General features: G+C 36.5%; 15 protein-coding genes. 5 read left to right on the top strand and 10 right to left on the bottom strand.

Translation table 11 applies throughout. From position 1 onward, the window contains the following. Positions 1–131: 131 nt before the first annotated feature. Both ACSLUO_RS05790 and ACSLUO_RS05785 read right to left on the bottom strand, forming a co-directional pair. Positions 132–1,613 (bottom strand): tryptophan halogenase family protein, encoded by a 1,482-nt coding sequence (locus tag ACSLUO_RS05790; RefSeq protein WP_448247001.1) that lies wholly within the window; start codon positions 1,611–1,613, stop codon positions 132–134. A 189-nt stretch (positions 1,614–1,802) separates the two neighbouring features. Continuing rightward, positions 1,803–4,556 (bottom strand): TonB-dependent receptor, encoded by a 2,754-nt coding sequence (locus ACSLUO_RS05785; RefSeq protein ID WP_448246999.1) that lies wholly within the window; start codon positions 4,554–4,556, stop codon positions 1,803–1,805. Between the two features lie 476 nt (positions 4,557–5,032). On the opposite strand from ACSLUO_RS05785, the gene ACSLUO_RS05780 reads away from it, so the two are divergent. From ACSLUO_RS05780 to ACSLUO_RS05770, 3 genes are all read left to right on the top strand, one after another. Next, complete coding sequence (locus ACSLUO_RS05780) at positions 5,033–5,410, top strand: ankyrin repeat domain-containing protein (RefSeq protein WP_448246997.1); 378 nt, start codon at positions 5,033–5,035, stop codon at positions 5,408–5,410. A gap of 85 nt (positions 5,411–5,495) precedes the next feature. Then, a complete protein-coding gene (locus tag ACSLUO_RS05775; protein ID WP_448247518.1) occupies positions 5,496–7,406 on the top strand; it encodes a DNA topoisomerase III in 1,911 nt (636 codons plus the stop codon). 171 nt (positions 7,407–7,577) lie between these two features. Next, positions 7,578–7,844 (top strand): hypothetical protein, encoded by a 267-nt coding sequence (locus tag ACSLUO_RS05770; protein WP_448246995.1) that lies wholly within the window; start codon positions 7,578–7,580, stop codon positions 7,842–7,844. Between the two features lie 368 nt (positions 7,845–8,212). On the opposite strand, the gene ACSLUO_RS05765 is transcribed toward ACSLUO_RS05770, so the two are convergent. Continuing rightward, the gene (locus ACSLUO_RS05765) at positions 8,213–12,070 is read right to left on the bottom strand and encodes a response regulator (RefSeq protein ID WP_448246994.1); all 3,858 of its coding nucleotides are present in this window, start codon (positions 12,068–12,070) and stop codon (positions 8,213–8,215) included. Positions 12,071–12,192: 122 nt separating this feature from the next. Here ACSLUO_RS05765 and ACSLUO_RS05760 point away from each other — a divergent pair, with 122 nt between their 5' ends. Then, positions 12,193–13,134, top strand: a complete 942-nt coding sequence (locus ACSLUO_RS05760) for a GGDEF domain-containing protein (protein WP_448246992.1) — start codon at positions 12,193–12,195, stop codon at positions 13,132–13,134. A 524-nt stretch (positions 13,135–13,658) separates the two neighbouring features. On the opposite strand, the gene ACSLUO_RS05755 is transcribed toward ACSLUO_RS05760, so the two are convergent. Then, a complete protein-coding gene (locus tag ACSLUO_RS05755; protein WP_448246990.1) occupies positions 13,659–14,543 on the bottom strand; it encodes an aspartoacylase in 885 nt (294 codons plus the stop codon). Between the two features lie 197 nt (positions 14,544–14,740). Between ACSLUO_RS05755 and ACSLUO_RS05750 the strand changes: the two genes are divergently transcribed. Beyond that, positions 14,741–15,580: an HDOD domain-containing protein gene (locus ACSLUO_RS05750; RefSeq protein ID WP_448246989.1), complete on the top strand. Its 840-nt coding sequence runs from the start codon at positions 14,741–14,743 to the stop codon at positions 15,578–15,580. A gap of 31 nt (positions 15,581–15,611) precedes the next feature. Here ACSLUO_RS05750 and ACSLUO_RS05745 read toward each other — a convergent pair whose 3' ends face one another. The 6 genes from ACSLUO_RS05745 to ACSLUO_RS05720 form a co-directional block, all read right to left on the bottom strand. Next, positions 15,612–18,749 (bottom strand): efflux RND transporter permease subunit, encoded by a 3,138-nt coding sequence (locus ACSLUO_RS05745; protein ID WP_448246987.1) that lies wholly within the window; start codon positions 18,747–18,749, stop codon positions 15,612–15,614. Next, positions 18,750–19,979: an efflux RND transporter periplasmic adaptor subunit gene (locus ACSLUO_RS05740; protein ID WP_448246985.1), complete on the bottom strand. Its 1,230-nt coding sequence runs from the start codon at positions 19,977–19,979 to the stop codon at positions 18,750–18,752. Positions 19,980–20,073: 94 nt separating this feature from the next. After that, positions 20,074–20,463: a YacL family protein gene (locus ACSLUO_RS05735; protein ID WP_448246983.1), complete on the bottom strand. Its 390-nt coding sequence runs from the start codon at positions 20,461–20,463 to the stop codon at positions 20,074–20,076. A gap of 91 nt (positions 20,464–20,554) precedes the next feature. Then, the gene (locus ACSLUO_RS05730) at positions 20,555–21,130 is read right to left on the bottom strand and encodes a PqiC family protein (RefSeq protein WP_448246981.1); all 576 of its coding nucleotides are present in this window, start codon (positions 21,128–21,130) and stop codon (positions 20,555–20,557) included. After that, positions 21,130–22,782, bottom strand: coding sequence for an intermembrane transport protein PqiB (gene pqiB, locus ACSLUO_RS05725; protein WP_448246979.1), 1,653 nt, complete (start codon positions 22,780–22,782; stop codon positions 21,130–21,132). The genes ACSLUO_RS05730 and pqiB overlap by 1 nt, the downstream gene beginning before the upstream one ends. Then, positions 22,772–23,926 carry a paraquat-inducible protein A gene (locus ACSLUO_RS05720; protein ID WP_448246978.1) on the bottom strand — a complete coding sequence of 385 codons (1,155 nt, stop codon included), beginning with the start codon at positions 23,924–23,926 and terminating at the stop codon, positions 22,772–22,774. Before ACSLUO_RS05720 ends, pqiB begins: the two co-directional genes overlap by 11 nt. Positions 23,927–24,038 lie beyond the last annotated feature (112 nt).

The raw sequence follows: 24,038 nt of genomic DNA, 5'->3' as shown, positions 1-24,038 counted from the left end.
TAATATTTTCCTTACGACGTTACGTGCTCAGGCAAATATCAACAATCTTATGCATACGTATTCAGTTAAACAAAGCTAGTTTTTAATAATTATTTTCTCTTTATGACGATACTTTTCATAAATCAATCGTCTTATAGTTTACAAAATTGTGTTAAAAAATCGTCGTGTTCAGGTAATTTATTTAAGGGTTCATGTTTAATTTGTTTAATTTTGCTTAACATGTTTTGAATTTGCTGATCCGGTATATTGTTAGCAATTGGGTGATAATCTTTAGGTTTTATTCCTTGTCCTAACATTACCTGCAACCAAGAGCTTTCGTTAAAAAGATCATTCTGCTCTCTAAATAACCGGCCATTATCCGCGAATAAATCAATTTTATGTTTTAACGTTGCCGGAATCTCCATATCCTGCATATCCCGCCAAAACAAGCTATCGGTTCGGTTATTGACATGATAATGCAAAATAAGAAAGTCACGGATCTGTTCAAACTCAACTTTCGATTGGTTGTTATATTCGGTGATATCAACATCATTAATTCCTTGATGAGGAAACAAATGTACTAAGCGCACTAAAGCGGATTGAATTAAATGAATACTCGTTGACTCTAACGGCTCTAAAAAGCCACTGGATAAACCAATAGCAACAACATTTTTATGCCATTGTTTATAACGCCGACCCGTTTTGAACTTAATAAAATTAGGGTCTCCAATCGCTTTACTATCAAGGTTATTTAATAATATATGCGCGGCTTTATCTTCACTGTAGAAGTCACTGCTATAAACAATGCCATTACCATTTCTATGTTGTAAAGGAATACGCCATTGCCAACCAGCAGAGTGAGCAATCGAGCGCGTATACGGTAAGGTTTTTTCTAATCGCTCAGAAGGGACAGCAACGGCACGGTCACAACGCAACCAATGGCTCCAATCTTCATAGCCGGTATGTAGTTTCTCTTGAATTAATAACCCTTTAAAACCGGAACAATCAATGAATAAATCCCCGTCGATATACTCACCAGACTTTAAAAATAAACCTTCAATATAACCGCTAGTTTGGCATTGCTTAACATTTTCCACCATGCCTTCAGTTCTTTTAACACCAAGTTCTTCACTGAGTTTCCTCAAAAATTTTGCGTATAAGGTTGCATCGAAATGATACGCATGAGGTAAATCAATGATCGGATCTTGAGTTTTAATATGAGCAAATTGTCCACTTTCCGCACATAAATAATTCAGATCGTATTGCCATAAATCGTCAATATTGCCGTTTTTTTGAAGTAAGTGATGAAACTGACAAAACGCTAAACTTTTACCGGCAGCACCAAACGTATGATAATAGCTATGTCCTTGCTCTTTCCAGTTTTCAAATTTAATAGCAAGTTTCATCGTTGCTTTAGTTTCACGAAGAAATTCAGCTTCATTAATCCCTAATACTGAGTTAAACAATTTAATCGGTGGAATTGTCGCTTCCCCCACACCAACCGTGCCAATCGCTTCAGACTCAACCAATTCAATATCAACCGCCGTACCTAATAGCTTTTTCAACAGCGCTGCTGACATCCAACCGGCTGTACCACCACCTAAAATCACTACTTTTTTAATATGATTATTCATGAGTACTTCAACTTAAAACAATTAATGGATTAATTAACCGGCCACTTTACAATACTTCTCAAGTACTAAAATATTGGTTAGTTATAAAAATATACTAAAGATTATAAATACTTATGGTATAAAAAAGCCCACTAGTCAATGAACTAGCAGGCTATATTTAAACTACTTTCATACCATTTATACTATACCTTAAAACTTATAGTTAAGACCTAAAGAGTAGTTTGCACCGTATGATTGATACTCCAATATTTGTCTACTATCGTTTTCAGCTTTAAGTGTTGGTTCATCCGTTAAGTTTTGTCCTTGCAGCGTTAAACGTAAGCCTTTTAATGACTCAATACCTGACTCATCAAAATCATAGCTAATTTGTGCATCAACAATTGTTGAACCCTGATCATTAGTTGATACAAGCGCTAAACTACCACCACGCGTTTCAGTAACAAATTGATCTCGTTTAGTACCGGCAATACGGAATTCAAAACCGTTTTTCTCATAATAAGCGGTAAATGAATAACTTTCATCTGACAATCCAGGCACACCTTGACCATCACTTAACTTACCATCTAAAAACGTCGCACTAGCAACTAAACCAAAACCATCTAATGATTTATTAACCGTACGTAAAGGCAAGCTCGCTTGTATTTCGTAACCTCTTACAAAACCAGTAAGTCCATCTTCAGTACTTTCAATAAACCCTTCTAACGTCGCCGGTGCAGAGCCATCAGATGCCTGATGTAAATCAGGAATATAAACATCAGAAAAGTTAGTTAAGGCATTTCCTTTTCTATGCCAATTTTTCAAGTCTTTATAGAAAAATGCGGCAGCAACATATCCATCATCAGTAAAGTAATTTTCATAAGATAAATCAAACTGATTCGCTTCTAATGGTTTAAGATCTGGATTACCAGCACTACCACTCCATGGTCCACCTTGTGGATTCGGATTTTTTATTTGATCATCGTTATATGCAAAAGTCGCTCTTGCATTTGGACGCATATCATCTAAGCGTGGACGACTTAATACTTTACCCAATGCCGTACGAATAAATTGGTTTTCTGCAACTTCAAAACTTAAGTTTAATGTAGGTAAGATATCGGTATACGAATCACCACCAGCGGAATCGGTTGAAACAACATAACCTTCAGAATTTTCTACGGTTGAAAAACCCGTTGATGATTGTTCAATATCAATAACTTGTACGCCAATATTACCTGACATCAAGATATCACCAAATTCGGCTTCCATATCTAACTTGGCATATACTGATGTTTGTTTTTCATCTATTGTGTAAGTGTCACCTAAACGATCAGTTTGAACTAAAGAGGCTGGTGTCGCTGTGTAATAACCACTCTGATACAAACCTAATGAATCATAAGCTAGAACACCATCAATACCTATAAAGCTTAAATCCGCAACACCTAATATATCAGGAATTGGGCCATCACCAGGGTAAGTTGGAGCCGTTAAATAATCACCTTCATTAACTTTTGATTTTGAACGATCCGAATAGAACACGCCAAATTGAACACCGGTAAAAAGACCATACTCAAGTACACCATTTAAATCGATACGAACACTGTCTAATTCTTCTTCAAATACCGGACGGTTAATAAAACCATCTTGTGCATCACCACCAATTACCGGCGCGCCCCATGACTGTGGCCCCGCTAAACGAATTAGACTTTCATCGGTGTAATCAACACCTGATAATGTTGGGTGGTCACTGTACATAACTCCCGTTGATGTCATTTCCCATGAACGAGCAGCTGTCGGACGGCCATCAACACCTGCACGTCCTGTTCCTGAATAGCTTTCCACATCAATAATGTCTTTATCAACTTTCCCTGATGAGAGATCAAGTTCCCCAGTCCAGTTATCGTTAATAATATATTCAACATTTAAACCTAAGGTTGTTAACGTTGATTTTTGCGTACGAGCATCGTTACGAACAACCGAGTGAAAACCATCCCAATAACCAGAAGTCACTAAGCCATTTTCAATATTATCTTCTGTGTAATTTGCCCCACTCCATACAGGGCCACCTTCTTCTAAACCACGGCGAACATCACTTTCATCAAAATCAATATATAAGGCGTCAAACTGTAGCTTTAGATCATCTGTTGGTGCATATTCAACAACAGCGGCAATAGAGTCTCGTTGAATTAAAGATGAACGAACAAATGAATCATGACCACCTAAAATTTTATTACCTGAAGGTGCATCAGCATAACCCCAAGCACGAAAGTTTTCTTCTTGGCGAGGTGTTTCTTGTGATGCTAATACCAAGGCTAAACCCAAAGTATCATCAGCAAACTTTTCAACATAGTTAAAAGATAAACGATGGCCAGTATTATCATAATCAGGGTTCGCCGCATCTTTGGCATTTTGCTCAAAGTTAGCATTAAACGTCATCGACGATTCAGCATTTAACGGTGAAACCGTTTGTAAATCAATCGTACCACCAATACCCTGAGTCATAATACCGGCTTCAGGCGTTTTATACACAACGATGTTTGAGACAAATTCTGTTGGATATAAATCAAATTCTACGCCGCGGTTATCACCCATACCTAATAATTCACGACCATTAAGTGATGTCCCTACGTAATTTTCATTAAAACCACGAACTGAAATACCACTTGTTCGACCGCCGCGACGTTCGCCAGTAACACCTGGAAGACGAGATAATGACTCAGCAATACTCGTATCAGGTAACTTACCAATATCTTCAGCCGATATTACTTCAACGATGGAATTAGAGCTCATTTTCACTGCTTGAGCTTTAATTAAACTGCCTCGAATACCACGAACTTCAATTACTTCAACTTCTGGGCTTTGCGCTTGAGAATTTGCTGGCTCAGCAGCCATCACTGACATTGAAGATGCAATTAATCCACTTGAGATCATTGCGAGTGTTGTTTTATTTGCTTTAAATTTTAACATTGTATAACTCCCCCGATACATCCATGTTCTATTGTTACAAACCAGCGATTTATTGCGTGGTGTGATTGCTTGTTTAAAATGATTTTCAAACCACTGTTTAAAAGCGGATGAAACTAATATAAAAGCGTCATTGAATGAAAAACATCCCATGCATACGTATTCATACTTTTTCAAAATTATGAAAATCCGCATAAATTCTGTAAAAAAACTAAAGAACAGTCTGAATTGTGAGAGGAATAAATAGCGTCAGCTCTTACAACAAAAGAATAAACTTAATAAATTACAACAACTTAATTATTTTTGTTTTTTATTCTTATGTTAAGTTTAGTTGTAAGCTTTAATAATCACATGATTTACATGAGAAGTTTTTGAATACGTATGCAAAGAAAGAGCGCAAAAAGCAGTTATGGTGATTGCTCACCACTAAATATCCTGTTAACTTATTAATTCAGGGATATAGGCTATCAAGGAATGATATGTGTATAAAAAGGTCTATCGATCAGCAACTTGTTTTAGCGATTAAAAATAATAATGCTGAAGCTGTGAAGCAATTAATTAAGCTTGGTGCTGATGTTAATTATGATGATATCTATGTTGGTTCTGCACTTACCTGCGCTATTCACCAACAAAACATTCAAATTTTAAGCTTATTAATTAGGCATGGTGTTGACGTTAATAAAGTGAACACTTTTAATATCACCCCTATCGAAACAGCTGTGAAAACAGCCAATACAGAAATGATCAATCTTTTAATTCATCATGGCGCAAGGTTAAAAGAAGGCGTTAGTTACTTTTATCAACAAAGAATAAAACAATACTTAAAACCGCTATCAAAATATCCACAAGGTTTATAGTCTTCCAAAAGCAAAAAAAACACTGTATATAAAATCAGTTATTAGTTATCATCTTCCATAAATCAATCTTCTTTAAAGATGCATGTTGAAGCTTTATATTGCGGAAAAGCCAAGCTTAGCTAGAGCTATTGTTGAAGTACTCCCTAAGCCCCACAAAAAAAATGATGGCTATATTGAAGCTGGCAATGGTGATGTTGTTACTTGGTGTATAGGTCATTTATTAGAACAAGCACCACCAGAAGATTATGATGTTAAATTCAAAAAATGGTTGGTTGAACACCTGCCGATTATCCCTGAGCAATGGCAATTAAAACCGAAAGCGCAAACGCGTAAACAACTTACTGTTATTAAAAGATTAATTAAACAAGCTAAAACATTAGTTAATGCCGGTGATGCCGACCGCGAGGGACAGATCCTCGTTGATGAAGCGATCAGCTATTGTGGCGCATCAAAAAGTAAAATAGATAATGCCTTACGTTGTTTGATAAGTGACATGAACTTCGCTGCCGTTAAAAAATCTGTTAACAACTTAAAACCTAATAAAGATTACCTACCTTTAGCCGTATCAGCCCTTGCTAGAGCCAGAGCTGATTGGCTTTATGGTTTAAACATGACCCGCCTGTGTACTTTGCAAGGTCAAAAATCAGGTTATCAAGGGGTGCTATCTATTGGCCGAGTGCAAACCCCTATTCTAGGTTTAGTAGTAAATCGTGATCTTGAAATAGAGCACTTTGTTTCCAAACCTTTTTATGAGGTTATCGCTGATATTACCACTATTCAAGGAGAGAAATATCAGGGTAAATGGCAGCCTAGTAAAGCTTGTGAACCTTACATGGATGAAGAAAATCGGGTGATATCAAAAAAACTAGCATTAACCGTGATTAACCGCATTAACAATCAACCAGGTACCATTAAAAAAGTCACTCAACATAAAAAGCAGCAAGCCGCACCATTGCCTTTTAGCTTATCTAGTTTACAAATAGCGGCTGCTAACGCTTTTGGTATGAACGCCAAACAAGTATTAGACACTTGCCAACAACTTTATGAAAAACATAAATTAATTACTTATCCACGTTCTGACTGCCAATATTTGCCCACCGAACATTTAAACGATGTACCTGCAGTAACTCATGCGATCAGCCAAATGTCAGATAAACTTGCCACTATGTTAGAGCATGCTGATTTAACCAAAAAAAGCCGCGCTTGGAATAATCAAAAAGTCAGCGCTCACCATGCGATTATTCCGACCGCAAAAAACAAAGCAACGGGTGTTTTATCAAGTAATGAAGAGAAAGTTTATGAGTTAGTTGCTCGCCAATACATTGCCCAATTTTACCCAAATTTTGAATATTCCGATAAACAAATTGATACCGTTATTGCTGGCGGACTTTTTACCAGCAAACAAAAAGACGTTATTCATCAAGGCTGGAAAACTTTATTCCCAACAAAAAATAAAACGAATGCTGAATTTTCTACCTTAACACTACCTAATGTTAAGGTTGATGACAGTGTGCAATGTAACCAAGGCAACTTGGTAGAAAAAAATACCAGCCCTCCCAAGCCTTTTACCGATGCGACCTTATTAAGTGCGCTTACCGGCATTGCCCGTTTTGTTACCGATGCTGAGATTAAAAAAGCGTTAAGAGAAACCGACGGTTTAGGCACTGAAGCCACCCGTGCAGGCATTATTGAATTGTTATTTAAACGCCAATTTTTAACCCGTAAAGGCAAAGAAATTAGAGCTACTGAAATTGGTCGCCAGCTGATCACCTCATTACCTCAACAAATATCACAACCAGATATGACCGCACTTTGGGAATCTCAACTAGAATCTATCAGCAAGCAATCGTTAAATTATCAAAGCTTTATTGCTGGTGTTGAGCATAATTTGCAGCAACTGATCATAACAGTAAAAGACATCAGTTTTAGTGGTTTACCACAAGGAAAAGCGCCGCGGAAATTTACCCGAAAACGTAAAAAGCCAAAAATTAAATAATTACGCTTAGTTACAAAAAAGATAAAATCTAGTTTATTTCACTACTTTTTAGCGATATTACTAAAATAGATAATAAAAAATGAAATCAACAGCCTGATATATAACAAATATTTAATTGGAATAGGTTTTGCTAAATAAACATTACTTCATCAATATAAAGTAGGTTCTTACATGGAAATAAATCTTTGGTTCTTTTTAACCGTGAGTTCTATTTTTGGCATTTCGTTCGCCATTATCGCGGTAATTCAAACCCAGAAAACTAAAATGAAACAGCTCGAAGTCGAAGCCTTAAAAATTCAAAAGGCAACATTAAAAGCAGAAGTTGACGATGCCGTTAATACTAAATTGGCCGCTTATATAGAACGTATTGAAACATTAGAAGCGATTGTTACTGATAAAAGTTACGACCTAAATGAGAAAATAACTAAACTTAAATAACCTAAGATTAGTTTAACGCTAGCTAACGATTAACAAATAATTTAGAGCTCTTCAAAGCATGCTCTATATTATTTGTTAGTCTGTACATGTTAAGCACTATAATATGCTTTAAATAATGAATTAACCTTCCTGCAATTTATTTAACCTGAACTCGGGATAAGAAATTAGCTAACTATATGAAATACATATATTTTGCATATTTTATCTATTCTAGCTTGATGTTTTTTCTTAGTACAAGGCAAATTTAAGCGCCAATAGCGAGCCTCGGCTTTGGTTCAAACGTCGCTCTACCTTCCCCATCCATGGGGGCGTATTGCAATTAAATTTAACGCAGTAATAAGGAAAAACAGCTGCTAGAAAGCAAGTTGTTATCCCGAGTTCAGGTTATTTAAAGCTAATAACGCTTGTTCATAAGCTAAACTGTCTAAAGCTTCGAATAAGGCACTTAATTCATCCGGTGACCACTTAGTTAATAACACTTTTTTAATGGCCTTAAATTCGGCTTCATCAATAAATTTTCGTAAGGTTAATGTCTGTTGTAAGCTGTTTAATATGCCCGTGATCTCTTCATCCGACATTGCTAACTGCTCAGTTTCATCTTCAACGGGTTGTACTGATCCTGATGTTTCGTTTTTGTCGTTATTTTGCTCATTAGCTAAGGCTTTATCAATCATTTGACAACAAAGTTCAAAAGCTTGAGCGAATTGTTCAAGTAATAGTTTATCGGTATTATTTTGCTCAGCCTGACAAGCTAAATTGTGCAAGTGTACAGCCCCTAAGGTTGCCGATAAACTTTTTAAACTATGCGCTAAACGGCTAATAAAAGTCGTATTGTCTTCTGCTATCGCCGTTTTTAATAACGCAATATTCGGGAATTGTTCCCGGTAAAAGCTTTTCAATAACGTAAGATAAAGTGCCTGACGATGACCTATTTTAGTTAAAGCTTTTTCGACATTAAAATCATGCTCTTTTAATGCAGCGAGTGCGCCAGTATAAATAACTTCCGGTGACTGTGTTCTGCTATGTACTGAGGTTAATTTATTGTCACTTTTTATCCACTTAGTGAGCACCTTAGTCATATTTTTAATATCGATAGGTTTAGCAATATGATCATTCATGCCTGAGCTAGCTACTTTATCAACATCCGCTTTCATCACCGCTGCTGACATAGCTAAGATCGGGATTTTTTTACCTGCAGCTGTTGCTCGAATGGCTGTGGTTGCGGCAAAACCATCCATAACCGGCATTTGTAAATCCATTAAGATCAAATCAAAATATTGCTTGGCAAATAGCTCAACAGCTTCTTGACCATTAACCGCAATCACCACATTAGCACCAAATGATTCCAAAATGTCTTGAGCCACTAATTGATTCATTTCATTATCTTCTACTAATAGAATATGAATATTTTGTAAATTGAGCTCTTCCGTTAACAGGCTGTTACTTTGGTTTGGCAATAAACCAACTTCACCATAATTTTGTAATTCCAATAAAATATTATGAATTTTTGAAGTAAGTACCGGCTTATCAATAATACCTTGTATTTTTTGCTTCTCGAGTGATCTTTCAGCAAACTTTCTACCGTAGGCGGTTACCATTAATATTTTTAAACTTTCGTCTTTTGTTGAGGCTTGTGATTGGATTAAGCTGATCAGCTCTATGCCATCAATTTTTGGCATTTTCCAATCAACCACTAACAATTCAAAAGTTTCACCTTGTTGCGCTTTTTGTTTAAAAAGTTCTAATGCAAGCTCGCTGTCGTTACAAGTAGTGACTTCAAAGTCCCACTGTAAAAAGAGTTTTTCTAAGGTAATTAAGCTGGTGTCATTATCATCAACAATCAAAACACTCATCGGCTTAGGTGCAACAAGTTGTTTATCATCGTTAACAGAGGCTAAAGTTAAAGGTAGCTCTAAGGTAAAAGTACTACCAACATAAGGTGTACTGCTGACTTTAATTTCTCCTCCCATAGAATTCGCCAAGCCTTTACTAATAGACAAACCTAATCCGGTACCTCCAAAAGTACGGCTAATGGAAGTATCCGCTTGATTAAATGAAATAAATAATTGTTCAACCTGCTCAGACGACATACCAATACCGGTATCTTCAACACTAAACGCTAGTTGTTTTTGCAGCTGGTCACCGGCAATATCGGTAATTGTCAGAGATAATTTCACATAACCTTGTTCGGTAAATTTAAGGGCATTACCAACAATGTTATTTAATATTTGTGTGATTCGTAACTGATCACCAAGGAAATAATGCTCATGGTGAACAGGTAATTCAACGATTAATTCAACCCGTTTTTCTTCTGCTAATAAAGTGAATAAGCCGGTGACCGACTCAAAAACATCTTCAATGGCAAAAACTTCATGAACAATATTAATTTTGCCAGCTTCCATTTTGGAATAATCTAAAATGTCGTTCAAAATATTCAATAATGACTTAGACGAGGTTTCTACTTTACTTAAATATTCCCGTTGTTTATTGCCTAAGTCCATCTCTAACACAATATGAGTAAGCCCTAAGATGGCATTCATTGGTGTCCGTATCTCATGACTCATATTGGCTAAAAAATCACTTTTAATCGCATTTGCTTTTTCTGCGCTATTTTTAAGTTCAATGAGATTTTCCTGCATTTCTTTGAGTTGAGTAATATCCATGAAACTGCCCATAAAAGTGATCGCATCACCAAGCTCATTTCTTTCTAAAATAACATCTTGTGACAAGCACCATATCCAATGCCCATCAGCATGTTTAAAGCGATATTCAATAGTAAATATGGCATTTTCATCCTTAGACTGAAAAAGTTCAGTCATATGCTCTTGAACATCGTCAACATCATCAGGATGAAAATTCGCCATAAACTCAGCTTCATCCATGTTATTAATATCATCTAAGGTTAAACCGGTAATTCGAGTGTAACTTTCATTGATAAATTCGTTAATACCGGTTTCACGGTTATATATATAAACCCCGGTAATCGATGAATCGAACGCTCGTCGAATAAACTGCTCTTTGGCGGCAATTTCTTGCTCTGTTTTTTTCTGCTCAGTGATATCTTGAAATAACACCACCACCTTATTTGCACTACTTTGAAAACTATGAACCAGATAAGCGCCAGCTTTTATGCCATCGTCATAATAATTAATATCGTTAACTCTTGGCACACCTGTTCTTGCCACTTCAATTAACTGTTCAGGAATGATCTGCCCTTCCAAATCAGGGAAGGCATCCAATATTTTTTTCCCAAGTAACTCAGAGTTATCAATGCCTAAAATAAAATCAGCTGCTGGGTTGTGAGCTCTAAATATCAAATCATTATCAACAAGCTCAAACATATGAAAACCAATCGGCAATGCTTGAATAATGTTCTGGGTAATAGACTCACTTTTTGCTAATGCAACTTCTGCGGCAATGCGAGCGGAAACATCAAGAATAGAAGCATAAACGACTGGTTTACCGTTTTGTACGCGGTGATTTAAAACAATTTCAATCGGCACTTTTTTCTTAAATTTACTATAACCATAGACCGTTCTACCGGTTGCCATTTTTTTATTAGTTTCTGGATGAAGTAAAAAATGCTGCATTAAACCTTGATGAGCTTCCTGCTCTGATTCCGCAATTAAAATAGCTACATTTTCACCTTCTAGCTCTTCAGACGCATATTCAAAAATATCGCAAGCAGCATTATTGGCTAAAATAATAATGCCGTGTTCATCAATCACTAAAATACCAACTTGTGCGTTATTGGTAGAGTCTCTTAATAAGGTATCTTGTACTTTTTGATTTTCTAATTGAATTCGAGCAAGCTTTTCTTTGGTTGCTTGTTCATAAGCAACTTGTAATGAATTTAATGATGGAATTTTTAACGCGAGCGGTATCGCTTTATAAACATGATAAGCAGTAATACATGAAACAATGGCGGTTACTAATTTAGCCAGCCCATGGATACCATAACTACCATGCCAAATAACCACAATACTGATTAAATGCGTAATACCACAACACAAAATAAATAAAGAAAATAAAATTATTACCCCTTTAAATTCAATATCTGGGCGGCGCTTTACAAAATAATAAATAGCAATAGGAATAGAAAAATAAGCGAAGGCAATAAAAACATCGGAAATAACATTTAACCACAAGATCTCAGGTTTCCACCAATAACAATGGCCATGAGGCATGTAGTCTAATTTAAATAAACTATCAATGATCTCGTTCATACAACTTTCCTTAGTATTATTTAAATAACCAGAGCTCGGGTTAAATATTTTTTTATCATATTAGACTAATAAGCTTATAGGGATTACTATTAAAGTGAAACAATATTATATGGATTGTAATAATGCCGGACTCAACAATACTTGTCATCGATGATGATATTACAACCATTAAACTTATCGCAACAACACTTAAAGATGAGTTTAATGTAATAATCGCCACTACTGCGGCTGATGGGTTAAACCTATCTTCGTCTTTACCTGACTTAATTTTGTTAGATGTTATGATGCCTGAAATTAATGGCTATGAACTGTGCCGGCAGTTAAAAGAAAATAAATTAACCCAAAATATTCCCGTAGTGTTTGTTACTGCATTAAGTGATACCGCCAACCAAGTAAAAGGCTTTGAAATTGGTGCCATTGATTACATTACCAAGCCAATTGAAACCTCTATTTTAAAAATGCGTGTGCGTACGCACTGCAAATTGTTCAAACAATCAAAACAGCTTGAACGCTTAGCCGCGACCGACCCTTTAACTACACTTGCTAACAGGCGAAAATTTGATGAATTTTTTCAATCAGAATGGCAACGTTCGGTTCGAAAAAAATCACCGATCACCTTATTAATGATAGATATCGATGACTTTAAAGCTTATAACGATCATTATGGTCACGGTCGTGGTGATGAATGTTTATTAGTGGTGAGTAAGTGTATTCGCCGCTGCATTAAACGTTCCAGTGATTTAGTCGCTCGTGTAGGAGGTGAAGAGTTTGCCGTGGTTTTAACCGAATCTGACGTAAATGCTGGCGTTGAAGTTGCCGAGCAAATTAGCCAAGAATTAAATAAACAACAATTAAAACACGAATACAGCAAACACGCATACGTGAGTGTCAGTATTGGTATTGCCACGGCAATACCAAACTTAGAAAATTCTTCTCATCATTTATTTGAACGTTCTGATGCTGCTATGTATCAAGCTAAACGTTCAGGAAAAAATCAATATACTGTCTATCAAGCTGCCATCGGTAATACCGACATTTTAAGTAACCATAAAGAAAATCATTAAGCTAATACCAATCCATATAAGAAAGTGCTCGCTTAGCGAGAACTAAAAGCTTAGAGGCAAGGCATTGATTGAAGATAATGGTTATTCTCGGTAACTGCTCCTGCGTTACCCTAATGTCCCACATCCATGTGGGAACCTTGTCAAAATCAATAACGCTGCATATAAGCCTTTAAAACTCGCCCTTTGGGAACGTATGGGCACCATGATAACTGCACAAAATTTATTTGATGTAGAATGACTATATCTTCACAAATTTTGTTTGTTCTAATGCCGCCCATACCGTTCTAAGTGAGCACTTCTTTATACGGAATGGTATTAACTAAAACCACAAACAAAACGACATTAAAACGACATTAAAATGACATAAAAATGACATAAAAAAAACCGATAATTTGAGTTAATTAATTGCTCAAGTTATCGGTTTATAATTAACCCAAACTCAGTTACTAAACTACCGTTCGAATTGCCCTATACTTAATAGCTTAGTTTAACTTAGCTAAAAAATAGCCGCTTGAATTAATTCGCTATAAGGTCACTAAACGCTTTTTACCAAGCGACATCGCTAAATTATTGTCATAATAAGCGGCTTCATTAATAAAGTGCGGATAAGCAGTATAGTCACCTTGATAGGTTATTTCACCACCATCAAATAGCGTAAAAATCGGATCACCTTTTACTAAAGGTTTAAAATCGTTATCTTGAACATTTTTATGGATCATGCCGATACGTTCGCCGTTTTCATCTTCCGGTAATTTAATACTTTCAATCCAACAAAAGGCTTCATATTTTTTCGGTAATTCTGGTAATGAATCAGTATTATGCAAATGGATAAAATCCAAAACATGTTTGGTCATTTCATCCATTTGATCTAATACATCCTGCCTAACAACCGATTGCGGTTGAGGACCAATTTCAATGATCACCCCTTGTGGCGCAATTGAACATAAAAAATAATGCTCTTGAATGGTTTTTTGATCTTCAAAAATAACAACAGCGTCAGCCATTTGCTGCAATACATAAGCACCAAGCTTTTTATTAAAGTCGTCCGACTGAACTAAAATAAGCGTTGGCCCCATATTACTGGTGGTGTTGTGCAAATCAATAATAAAGTCAGTTCTGGCATTTCCTTTTGGCCCTAACTGAGCATTGATAGCTTTAGCTCTACTTTGTTCATAATTGGCTAGCTCATTATTGGCTAACTTTTTAGCCGTAAATTGGCGATTTAAATCACAATCAATATAACGTTTGTTTTCACCAAACGCTTTTGGGTTAGCAAAAACGGTTTCTGTTTCAAAACTAGAACGAGCAATTAAATTAGGTTGTTTTTGCCATTTTTTTAATAAATAAATGCCGCTGAATTCATTACCATGGGTACCACCAACAACAGCTACCTGTTTAATTTTACTCATAAAATATTTCTCTTAACAGACTAATAGTTATAGTTTACTCGTTTTAAAAAAAGCTGCTAGCCGAAGATGTTATAAATTAGATGAAACTGATGCTAAGCCGTCTTTTTAAGAATAAGCTAATGATACGATTTACAGAAAGATCAAAAAAAAGTACGATAAAACATCATTCATTTCACAAATTCGGTACTTGTGTATTTATGTTAAATATTGATGATCAGGTACTTGCTGATATTGGTAAAGGCTTTGCCATCCCCGCTCGCCCAGATTTATTGTTAAAATTGCAAGAAATTATCGCGCAAGATGAGCCTAGTCTTGATGATGTTGCTGATGCGATCACTGAAGATGTCGCTATGTCAGCAACCATTATTAAAACCATAAACTCTCCTTTATATGGCTTAGCCCGAACCATTTCCGATATAAAAAAGTCTGTAAAATACATTGGTTTACAAGGTGTTTATGCCTTAGTGACCAGTATTTTATTAAAGCGTGAATTTGATCAAGGTAACGGCGAGGTTTTTGATAAATTTTGGCAAGACGCCACTAGTATTGCCAATGCGATGGTATTTATTGGCAAAAAAGTGGGATTTAGAGGCACTTCAGAAAAATTATTTAGTATTGGTTTGTTTCATGATTGTGGCATTCCCGTATTAACCCTAAAATATCCCAATTATGCTGATGTCTTAGCTTTTGCTGAAAAAACACCAAGTAAAACCTTACCTGAAATTGAAGAGCATATTTACGCAGTAAACCATGCCACCATTGGTTATTATGTTGCCACCTCATGGCGCTTACCAAAAGATATTTGCCAACTTATTTTACGTCACCATGATCGCGACTTTTTACAAATGCTTGATCAAACAGCAATCCAAAGCGAATTTGCCATTTTAAAAATGGCGGAAAATATTGTTCACCAAATAAAACACTTTTCTGATCATGCTGACTGGTCACATATTTGCGAATCAGCTTTCACGGTGTTAAATATAGATGATGAACAATATAAAGATCTTGTAGAAGACGTTACCGAACATATTTTATAAAGCCTTTAAATCAATAAAGGCTTTACTTCCTTCATCGAGCAGCGACAACACGCTTACCAAAACACCTATTTTTAAGCGCGGAAAGATCTTCTTTGATCACGTACAAAGAAGGGATCAAAAATAACGTGATAACCGTAGCAAACAAAATACCAAAGCCTAATGATATTGCCATTGGGATAATAAATTGCGCTTGTAAACTGGTTTCAAAATAAAGCGGGAAAACACCAAAAAAGGTGGTTAATGAGGTTAACAAAATTGCTCTAAAACGTTGAGTACCGGCCTGCACAACCGCATCTTTTATGCGAATACCTTGTTGTTTTGCGCGATTAACAAAATCCACCATGATCAAACTGTCATTAACCACAACACCGGTTAACGCGATAAAACCATAAATAGACATCATATTAATGGTTCTACCCAACAAATAATGTCCCCAAATTGCACCAATAATACCAAACGGGATCACTGACATGATCACTAACGGTTGCACATAAGATTTGGTTGGAATAGCGATCAAACCATAAATTAAAAATAAGGCCCCCATTAAAGCAAACAGCAATTGACTAATAAATTCAGCTTGCTCTTTACTCGCCCCTTCCATGCCATAATTCACCGTTGGGTAGCGCTCTAATATTTTAGGTATGGTGTCTTTATTCATCTCTTCTAATATTTTACGCGATTCAACTTTAGCACTATCAATATCAGCCGATACCGTAATCGTACGTTTTTGATTAATACGATTAATATTTGAAAATCCTTGGCCTATCGACATATTCGCTACCTGTCCAAAGGGAATATTGTTGCCATTAGGTAAGCGTATCCACATGTTTTCTAGGTCGTTTATCGACACTCTATCCTCTTCTGGGTAACGTACCATCACTTTTAATTCGTCACGACCACGTTGAATACGTTGTGCTTGTTCACCATAAAAAGCTTGGCGAACCTGTTTACCTAGATCAGATAAGGTTAAACCTAACGCTTCAGCCTCAGGTTTGATTGCTAATTTTATTTCTTGGCTGCCACGGCTGAATGAGCTGCGAATGTCATAAACACCATTAAAATCGGCAAGTGCATTGATAATATCGTTTGAGGCGTCTTCAAGTTGTTGATCATGGGCACCTGATAATTGAAACTCTAAAGCCGCCCCACCGCCAGCATTAACGCCAGCAAAAATACGTAAATCACGCACACCAGCAAGCTCACCTATTTTATCGCGCCATAATTTTTCAATTTCATAAGAAGATAACTGACGCTGATCTTGTTTGACTAATTCCAGCACAAACTTACCGGTAATATCACTTTCGGTATAAACCATTAAGTTTTTTAAAATATTTTCACCGCTACGTGCTTGCTCTTCTGCCACCATATCTAAAGCGGCTTGGTTCATTTTTTCAATAACAGCATTGCGTTGTGTTACTGAACTACCATCAACGAGGGTGACATCGCCTTGCAAAAAGTCACCGGGCACTTTTGGAAAGACTTCCAGTTTCACTTGTGAGCTAACAATTAAGCCGACTGAAATTATCAATACCGCCATAAAAATAGCCATAGTGGTATAACGAAGCGATAAAGCTTTGGCTAATAACGGCGCGTAAATATGATGAATAAACTTTTCTAAACCATTTTTAAAATTAAGCTGCTTCATTTCAAACCAGTTAGCGGTTTCTGGCGTAATTGGCTTATATTTCATATGCGCTAAATGCGCCGGTAAAATCCATTTAGATTCAATCAAAGAAAAAATTAAACAATAAATAACCACCAAGGCGATTGCCCTGAAAAAGCTAGAAAAAGTTGAGTCAATTGCTAACAAAGGCGCAAAAGCCGCGATAGTTGTTAAAACACCAAAAGTCGCTGGCATCGCCACTCTTAATGTGCCGTCAATAACACTTTCCGTGGTATGCCCTTTAGTTTGTATTTCACTATAAATACTTTCGCCAATAACAATGGCATCATCAACGACAATCCCCAACACCATAATAAAAGCAAAGAGACTAAGTAAGTTTATTGAAACCGCCCACTCGCCAGCTAATGGCATTAACATCACCGCGCCCATAAAACTAATCGGAATACCTAACATCACCCAAAAGGCCACTCTGATGCGAAGAAATAAGGTTAAAACGATAAAAACAAGCGCAGCTCCCATCGCTAAGTTACTAAACATCATTTCTAAACGTTGCGATAAATAATAAGAACTATCTCCCCAAGTTGAAAGTTCAGCTCCTGGCGGTAATGTTTTTTGCTTTTCAGCAACGTATTTTTTCACTTCAGCGGCAATGGCTAAGTCATTTTGATCAGAAGTTGATTGCACCATCACGCTGGTACTGTCTTTACCATTAAAATGTGAAAAACCTTTATCTTCGACAAAACCGTCAATAATATTGGCAACGTCGGCCAATAAAATACGGGTGCCATCCGGGTTGGTTCTTAATACCAGCTGACCATATTCAACACCGGTATAAACTTGTCCTTGGGTACGAATAAGAATATCACCGCCCGCACTTTTTATTTTACCGCCGGGTAAATCAACAGATGATTTTCTTACTGCTTGGGTAATTTCATCAAAAGTAAGGTTATATTGATGTAATTTTTGCTCTGATACCTCAATACTAATTTCATAATCAAGCTTACCCACCACTTGGGCGACATTCACTCCAGGCAACAACATAATTTCATCCCGAATATTTTGCGCCATGTTTTGCCGAGTACGCCGATCCATATCACCTCGTACCGACAGCCATAATACTTGCCCTTTAAACTCGGCTTTCATTACTACCGGTTTTTCAATTTGTTCAGGAAAGGTCGTAATGGCATCAACCTGCATTTGCACTTCATCGAGCTTTTCAGCCAATGATTCACCTGAATTTAACTCTAACGACACCACCGCATAACCTTCACTGGCCGTTGCAGTAATGCGTTTAATTCCGTCAATATCTTCAAGTGCTTCTTCTATTTTTAGAATAACACCTTGCTCAACTTCTTCAGGTGCTGCGCCTAAATGAGCAACCCGAACTTGGATCATATTCGGGTTGAAATCTGGAAACATTTTTTTATCAATGTTGATATAAGAAATCACGCCAGCAACTAAAATAAAAACCATTAACAAATTAGCGGCAACGCTATTTCTAGCAAACCAAGCAATAATACCGGTAGTTTTCACGGGCTCTGTCATTTAATTATTCTCTTCGGCTGCTTGCGCTGGTATTTCTTTTACTCGTAAAGGCATGCCTGATACAGGTAAAGCAATTTCAGTTAAAACCAACTGTTGATTATCACCAAAGTTTTGTTTGCTATAAATAAAATGCTGATCGGCACTTATTGCCGTGAAATCAACAATGTTTAGCGTTTTATCCTTAGTCATTAAATAAAGCGTATTTTTACCAACCACGGCACTTCTAGGTAATACCGATAAGTTTTCAATGGTTTTACCTTCAATGACCGCATTAACAAAGCTACCCACACGTAATTCTGCCCGCTCAGGTATTTGTTGAATATTATATGGGTCTGCTATAGTTGCGATCACATAATGCACTCGGCTGGTGTTATCCACTTCACCTTCATAGCCGGTTAGTTCTGCTTGCCAAGTAAAATTATCTAAGCCAATCTCGCTATTAAGTTCAACTTTGATATTTGAGTGGGGTTGATTTACCGTTGGTAAGTTTAAATAATTAATATCTTGTAATTTGATCGGCAAACGTACTTTCGCCTTTTCAGCTGAAAAAATTTCAGTTAATGCCGTACCAGTATTAACAAATTGCCCAATATCTACCATTTTGTTTTTAATAATACCGTCATAAGGCGCTCTAATAATGGTTTTTGCTAATTGGATATTCGCAGCTTTTACTTCCGCTTCCGCCACCGCTAAGTCTGCTTTTGCTTTTTGTAATTGAGGTTTTCTAAGTGCCATAAGTGGCGCTTCATCTAATGATTTTCCTGATAAACGCCATTCATCTTTAGCTTGCTGCCCACGCGCCTGCTCTTCTAACAAAGCGGCTTTAGCAACTTCCAAGCGAGCTTGCGCTTGTAATAAATTAACTTGGTATACATCATCATTTATTTTAGCAATTACCTGATTTTTCTTAAAATATACGCCATTATCAAAATTAGTCGCTACCTCAATAATACGACCAGAAACTTCCGCAGTTAACGTGCTCTCTACATTAGGTATCACTGTACCTTGGCTATACACTTTTAAGGCAACCGTGGCGACTTTAATGGGTTCAACATTAACTAAAGGTGGCTTTATCTCCACAGATTTTTTTTCAGGTTTTGGCGCTAGATTTATCATCACCATAAAAATAGCAATAGCCACAACAATAATCACAATAGGGATAATAATTTTTTTAATGGGATTTGATTTCGGCTGAGCAGCCATGGTGTGACTATCAAATTGTTCAGTCATACAAGGAATTCCATGAATATTTAAGGTAGTTATAGGTTGGTAGCACAATTAGGCTAACGTATTATTAACGCAATCATGACTCTTTTGATTAGCTTTATTTTGTTACAAATTTTGACCACGATAAAATTAATTGATGAAAGTCTTCTAAACCACACATCGCATCCATATCATCATCAAGCGACAACCCTTGTTCTTTTAAGCCGTCGATTAAATTTTCTTGACCATTTAAGTTGTGATTAAGGCTCATATTCGTTTTTATCATAACATCTTGTTGGTCTAATATTACGCTGTATTCGCTGCCAGAGATCACCACTTCTTGTAACTTGCCATGGTTAATATCATCAATGGCTTTTAGCACTTCCGTTAATTTGTCGACATTATTACCTATTTCTACTTCTAACCATGGGCCAAAAATTTCATGTTCAAAGGAAAATAATGCCCGCGCATTGCCGGTGGCAGGGTCAAGTTGATACTGATATTCCATAATAGATCCCAGATTTTTTAGGTTAAAACACGTAATTGGTTAAGGCTGAGCAACTTACCTTTAGTGTAGCAAAAATGACATAATTAACATGTTAAATACTCATAGTTATTTGTTTACTTAATTGTGTGATCAACAAACGCATTTGCGAGATCGCATGAGTATAACCGTCAGCCGCTAAAGTTTGTTCAAAGGTAAAGCGCTGATAGCTTTTGTTAGTACCGTTTTGCACCGAAAACTGCCCTGCTAAAATAACACTTGCTCGTTCAGTAATATGAAAATAATCCAGCGTTATTAGAATTTTTTCCGCTGTTAATTGGTTATCATTGTCAGAAGAAACAACATAGTGATTCGACTGTGCATTATTTAGATCAAACAAGAGCGCTTTACTGAATCCCTTATTTAAGGGTTCCGCCCATAAATGGAACAGCGAATAATGAATTTTATTTTCATCTAATTGCATAACCAAATAAGGTTTTTGTAAATATTCAGGTAATTTAACCGTTAGCTGATATTGCTTTTTGTTACTGTTTGATAATGGCTCTACCGTTTGTAAGTTCTGAATTTTATTAGTTAATAAATAGTAGTTTGTTGACTCAGTTGATGAACTGCAACCAAGGGTTAACATAGATAAAACAAAGACTAAACTGATCACATTTATATTTTTCATTAACGTTCTGCCCCTGTGTGTTTTTTCGGTTCAAGTATCTGAGTTTGCCCTGAGTTAAACATCAAACTATTTGGTTGTTGTTTTAATTGAATAAGTACAGGTTCAAGCTCCTGTAAAACGCTTGATAACGACTTAAGCGTATTATTTAACTGTTGATAGCCAACCGAGTCTGCGGAAAAGTCTTTTGTTAAATGGCTGATGCTTTTTAACGTAGCGGTTAACTCTTTACCCAACTGAGCTTGATCAAGATTGTTCAGTAATGTAGTCATCGTTTCGCTAACTTCGGCAATATCCGCGGTCATTGCATTGATGTTAGCCAATGTGTCATCAACATTACCTACGGTATTATTCAGCGGTAGTTTATTCAACTTATCAATAAATTCTTCTACCTTCGCTAAAATATTGGAAAATTGATCTTCGGCTGTTGGTATCACCGTATAATTGTTAAATTTATCAATCGTATCTATTGCTTCATTTTCGTGATGTTGTAATTCAATAAATAAACTACCGGTTAACAAATTACCCGTACGCAACATAGCTTTTAGGCCATTTTTTATCCAATGAACATGCTGCTTTTGCATGGTGTCTAATCCGGCTTGGTCATCGGTTAATCCAATCCGACCTGGATGAACACGGATCAACACGGGAATTTTAAAGTCTTCAGTGAAAAAACGATTCTTCTCTGGAGTGATATTAATCGAAGTCACCTGACCGATAGTGATACCACGATATTCAACCGGCGCACCAACAACTAAACCACGAACAGTATCACTAACTAATACCACGTATTCTAAATAATGTTTATAGCGTTGATCACTTGCTGTTTGATAACTTTCATAAATATCAAAATTATACCTGTCGGTAACTCTCTCTCCTGCTGGCATCCCGGTAGGTACATCAAAGGTGACACCATTGGATAATATCGTTTCTAAATTACCTGTTTTTATTGATAAACCATCCGCTTTCAAATCAACATTTAAACCGGTAATGTCCCAAAACTTAGTGTTGGTGGTAATTAGCTTATGATAAGGGGCTTTAATAAAAGCATTGTAATAAACAACACGCTCTTCAAAATTAAAATAGATATCTTCAAACTGGCCAACAGTTAAGCCTTTATAGGTGATAGGATCGCCCTTTTCATAAGCGAATTGATCATTACTATTTAAGGTAATATGTAAGCCTGGTGTTCCTAATGGTGTCACAGGTGGCGACTCTAAAGCATAAAACTTATCTTTATATTCAGTTGAAACACCCCGCGATAATTGAATATAAACACCAGAAATTATCGTACTCAAACCCGATATACCATCAAGCGACACTTTGGGAGAAACAACCCAAAACTGACTATCTGTCACCAGTAACTTTTCAGCGGCTTTAGACATCCGTGCGGTCACCAGCACATCATCACCATCTTCATTTAGTTGCACAGACGTCACATCACCAATATTAACATTTAAAAATTTAATCTTGGTTTTACCGGCTTCAATGCCTTCAGCAGATAAAAAATGTATGGTGATCAAACTGCCTTGATTACTCCATTGGTAATAAAGCATCCAGCAACCGATAAGCAAAGCAACAAGAGGTAAAAACCAAAGTTTAGAAATTGATTTCACTTCTTTAATTTCTGCAGGAACAACTAGTTTATTGGTCATAAGTATTCTTATTGTAAATTAATTTTGAATCAAAACTCATCGCCGCTAACATCGTTAGCACCACAACGCCGGAAAATGCTGTGGTAGCATAACCAGGTAACACCATCATAGTATCGCCAAGCTGTACTAAACTGACAATAATAATCACGACAAAAACATCAACCATTGACCAACGCCCGACAAACTCTGCCATACGATACAATTTTATGCGTTCTTTAATCATCATATTTGAATTTTTTTGTACGCTATAGTTAAGCCATGCCAAGATCACAATTTTGCTCATGGGAACCAAAACGCTGGCAATAAAGATAATCATCGCAATAGGATACGAACCATGTTGCCACAATAATATAACGCCACCAATAATGGTGCTAGGGTCTTCTTGTCCCAACAGGCGAGTATTCATAATGGGAAAAACATTAGCCGGAATATATAACACCACCGATGTTATTAATAACGCCCAAGTTCGTTGCACACTATGCTTGGCTGCTAATGGTGTAGCCAGCTGATGAAGCATTTTATTGTCAACTATTGGCTTCCCTTCATTCAGCCAAACTGATAGCTCACGCTGATCAAAGTGTAATAGCGCTGCTAGCATAAATAATGAAAACAAAATAAAACTATAAAAAGCGAGTCCTAAATCAATATCAGCGAGGGCAACTATTTTAGTTAAACTCACTAACACGCCGATCAGAAAAATTTCAACCATATTCCATGGTAATAATTTAGCTAACCCCACAAGAATCTTTCTTCCTTGAGGTGGTGGATAATTGCTTAACCGAAACAAGGATAAATAAATTAACGCCAATAAAATCAAACTTGGAATAATAAAAATAGTCAGTACTTCAATAACAGCGAGTAATACGTAGTTATATTCAAGCAATACATTAACACTGGTAATTAAACTAATTGATCGTTCAATACCATTTGATTTAAAAGTTAAAAATTCGAAAAAAAAAGAGAAAATTAAAAATAGCGCGGCGGTTATCGAAAAAATCAACGTACGCTCTATCGCATTCTTATGCTTAGTAGTAAGTACATACTTACATCGCGGACAAACCGCTTTTTGCTGTTCATTTAAAGGCGGAATAACAAGCTGCAAACCACATTCGTGGCAATGCTCCGTTCCTAAAGGTGCGTCCATTGTCGCCTACTCATTAATATTTAAAGTGACTCAACCCATCGATTCACTTAACTATTGGCAAAATAACAAATTAACCATCTCTTTGCACTATTGTTTAACAATAAACTAAAGG

This window comes from Thalassotalea agariperforans (genome assembly GCF_053470345.1).
This window is presented reverse-complemented; position numbering and strand designations above follow the sequence as displayed.

What these genes read in the sequence shown, in the direction of transcription:
- ACSLUO_RS05730 (WP_448246981.1), bottom strand. Translation starts at nt 21,130, where the DNA reads ATGAAAAATATAAATGTGATCAGTTTAGTCTTTGTTTTATCTATGTTA.
- ACSLUO_RS05735 (WP_448246983.1), bottom strand. Translation starts at nt 20,463, where the DNA reads ATGGAATATCAGTATCAACTTGACCCTGCCACCGGCAATGCGCGGGCA.
- ACSLUO_RS05745 (WP_448246987.1), bottom strand. Translation starts at nt 18,749, where the DNA reads ATGACAGAGCCCGTGAAAACTACCGGTATTATTGCTTGGTTTGCTAGA.
- ACSLUO_RS05760 (WP_448246992.1), top strand. Translation starts at nt 12,193, where the DNA reads ATGCCGGACTCAACAATACTTGTCATCGATGATGATATTACAACCATT.
- ACSLUO_RS05750 (WP_448246989.1), top strand. Translation starts at nt 14,741, where the DNA reads ATGTTAAATATTGATGATCAGGTACTTGCTGATATTGGTAAAGGCTTT.
- ACSLUO_RS05785 (WP_448246999.1), bottom strand. Translation starts at nt 4,556, where the DNA reads ATGTTAAAATTTAAAGCAAATAAAACAACACTCGCAATGATCTCAAGT.
- ACSLUO_RS05780 (WP_448246997.1), top strand. Translation starts at nt 5,033, where the DNA reads ATGTGTATAAAAAGGTCTATCGATCAGCAACTTGTTTTAGCGATTAAA.
- ACSLUO_RS05720 (WP_448246978.1), bottom strand. Translation starts at nt 23,926, where the DNA reads ATGGACGCACCTTTAGGAACGGAGCATTGCCACGAATGTGGTTTGCAG.
- ACSLUO_RS05755 (WP_448246990.1), bottom strand. Translation starts at nt 14,543, where the DNA reads ATGAGTAAAATTAAACAGGTAGCTGTTGTTGGTGGTACCCATGGTAAT.
- pqiB (WP_448246979.1), bottom strand. Translation starts at nt 22,782, where the DNA reads ATGACCAATAAACTAGTTGTTCCTGCAGAAATTAAAGAAGTGAAATCA.
- ACSLUO_RS05740 (WP_448246985.1), bottom strand. Translation starts at nt 19,979, where the DNA reads ATGACTGAACAATTTGATAGTCACACCATGGCTGCTCAGCCGAAATCA.
- ACSLUO_RS05790 (WP_448247001.1), bottom strand. Translation starts at nt 1,613, where the DNA reads ATGAATAATCATATTAAAAAAGTAGTGATTTTAGGTGGTGGTACAGCC.
- ACSLUO_RS05765 (WP_448246994.1), bottom strand. Translation starts at nt 12,070, where the DNA reads ATGAACGAGATCATTGATAGTTTATTTAAATTAGACTACATGCCTCAT.
- ACSLUO_RS05770 (WP_448246995.1), top strand. Translation starts at nt 7,578, where the DNA reads ATGGAAATAAATCTTTGGTTCTTTTTAACCGTGAGTTCTATTTTTGGC.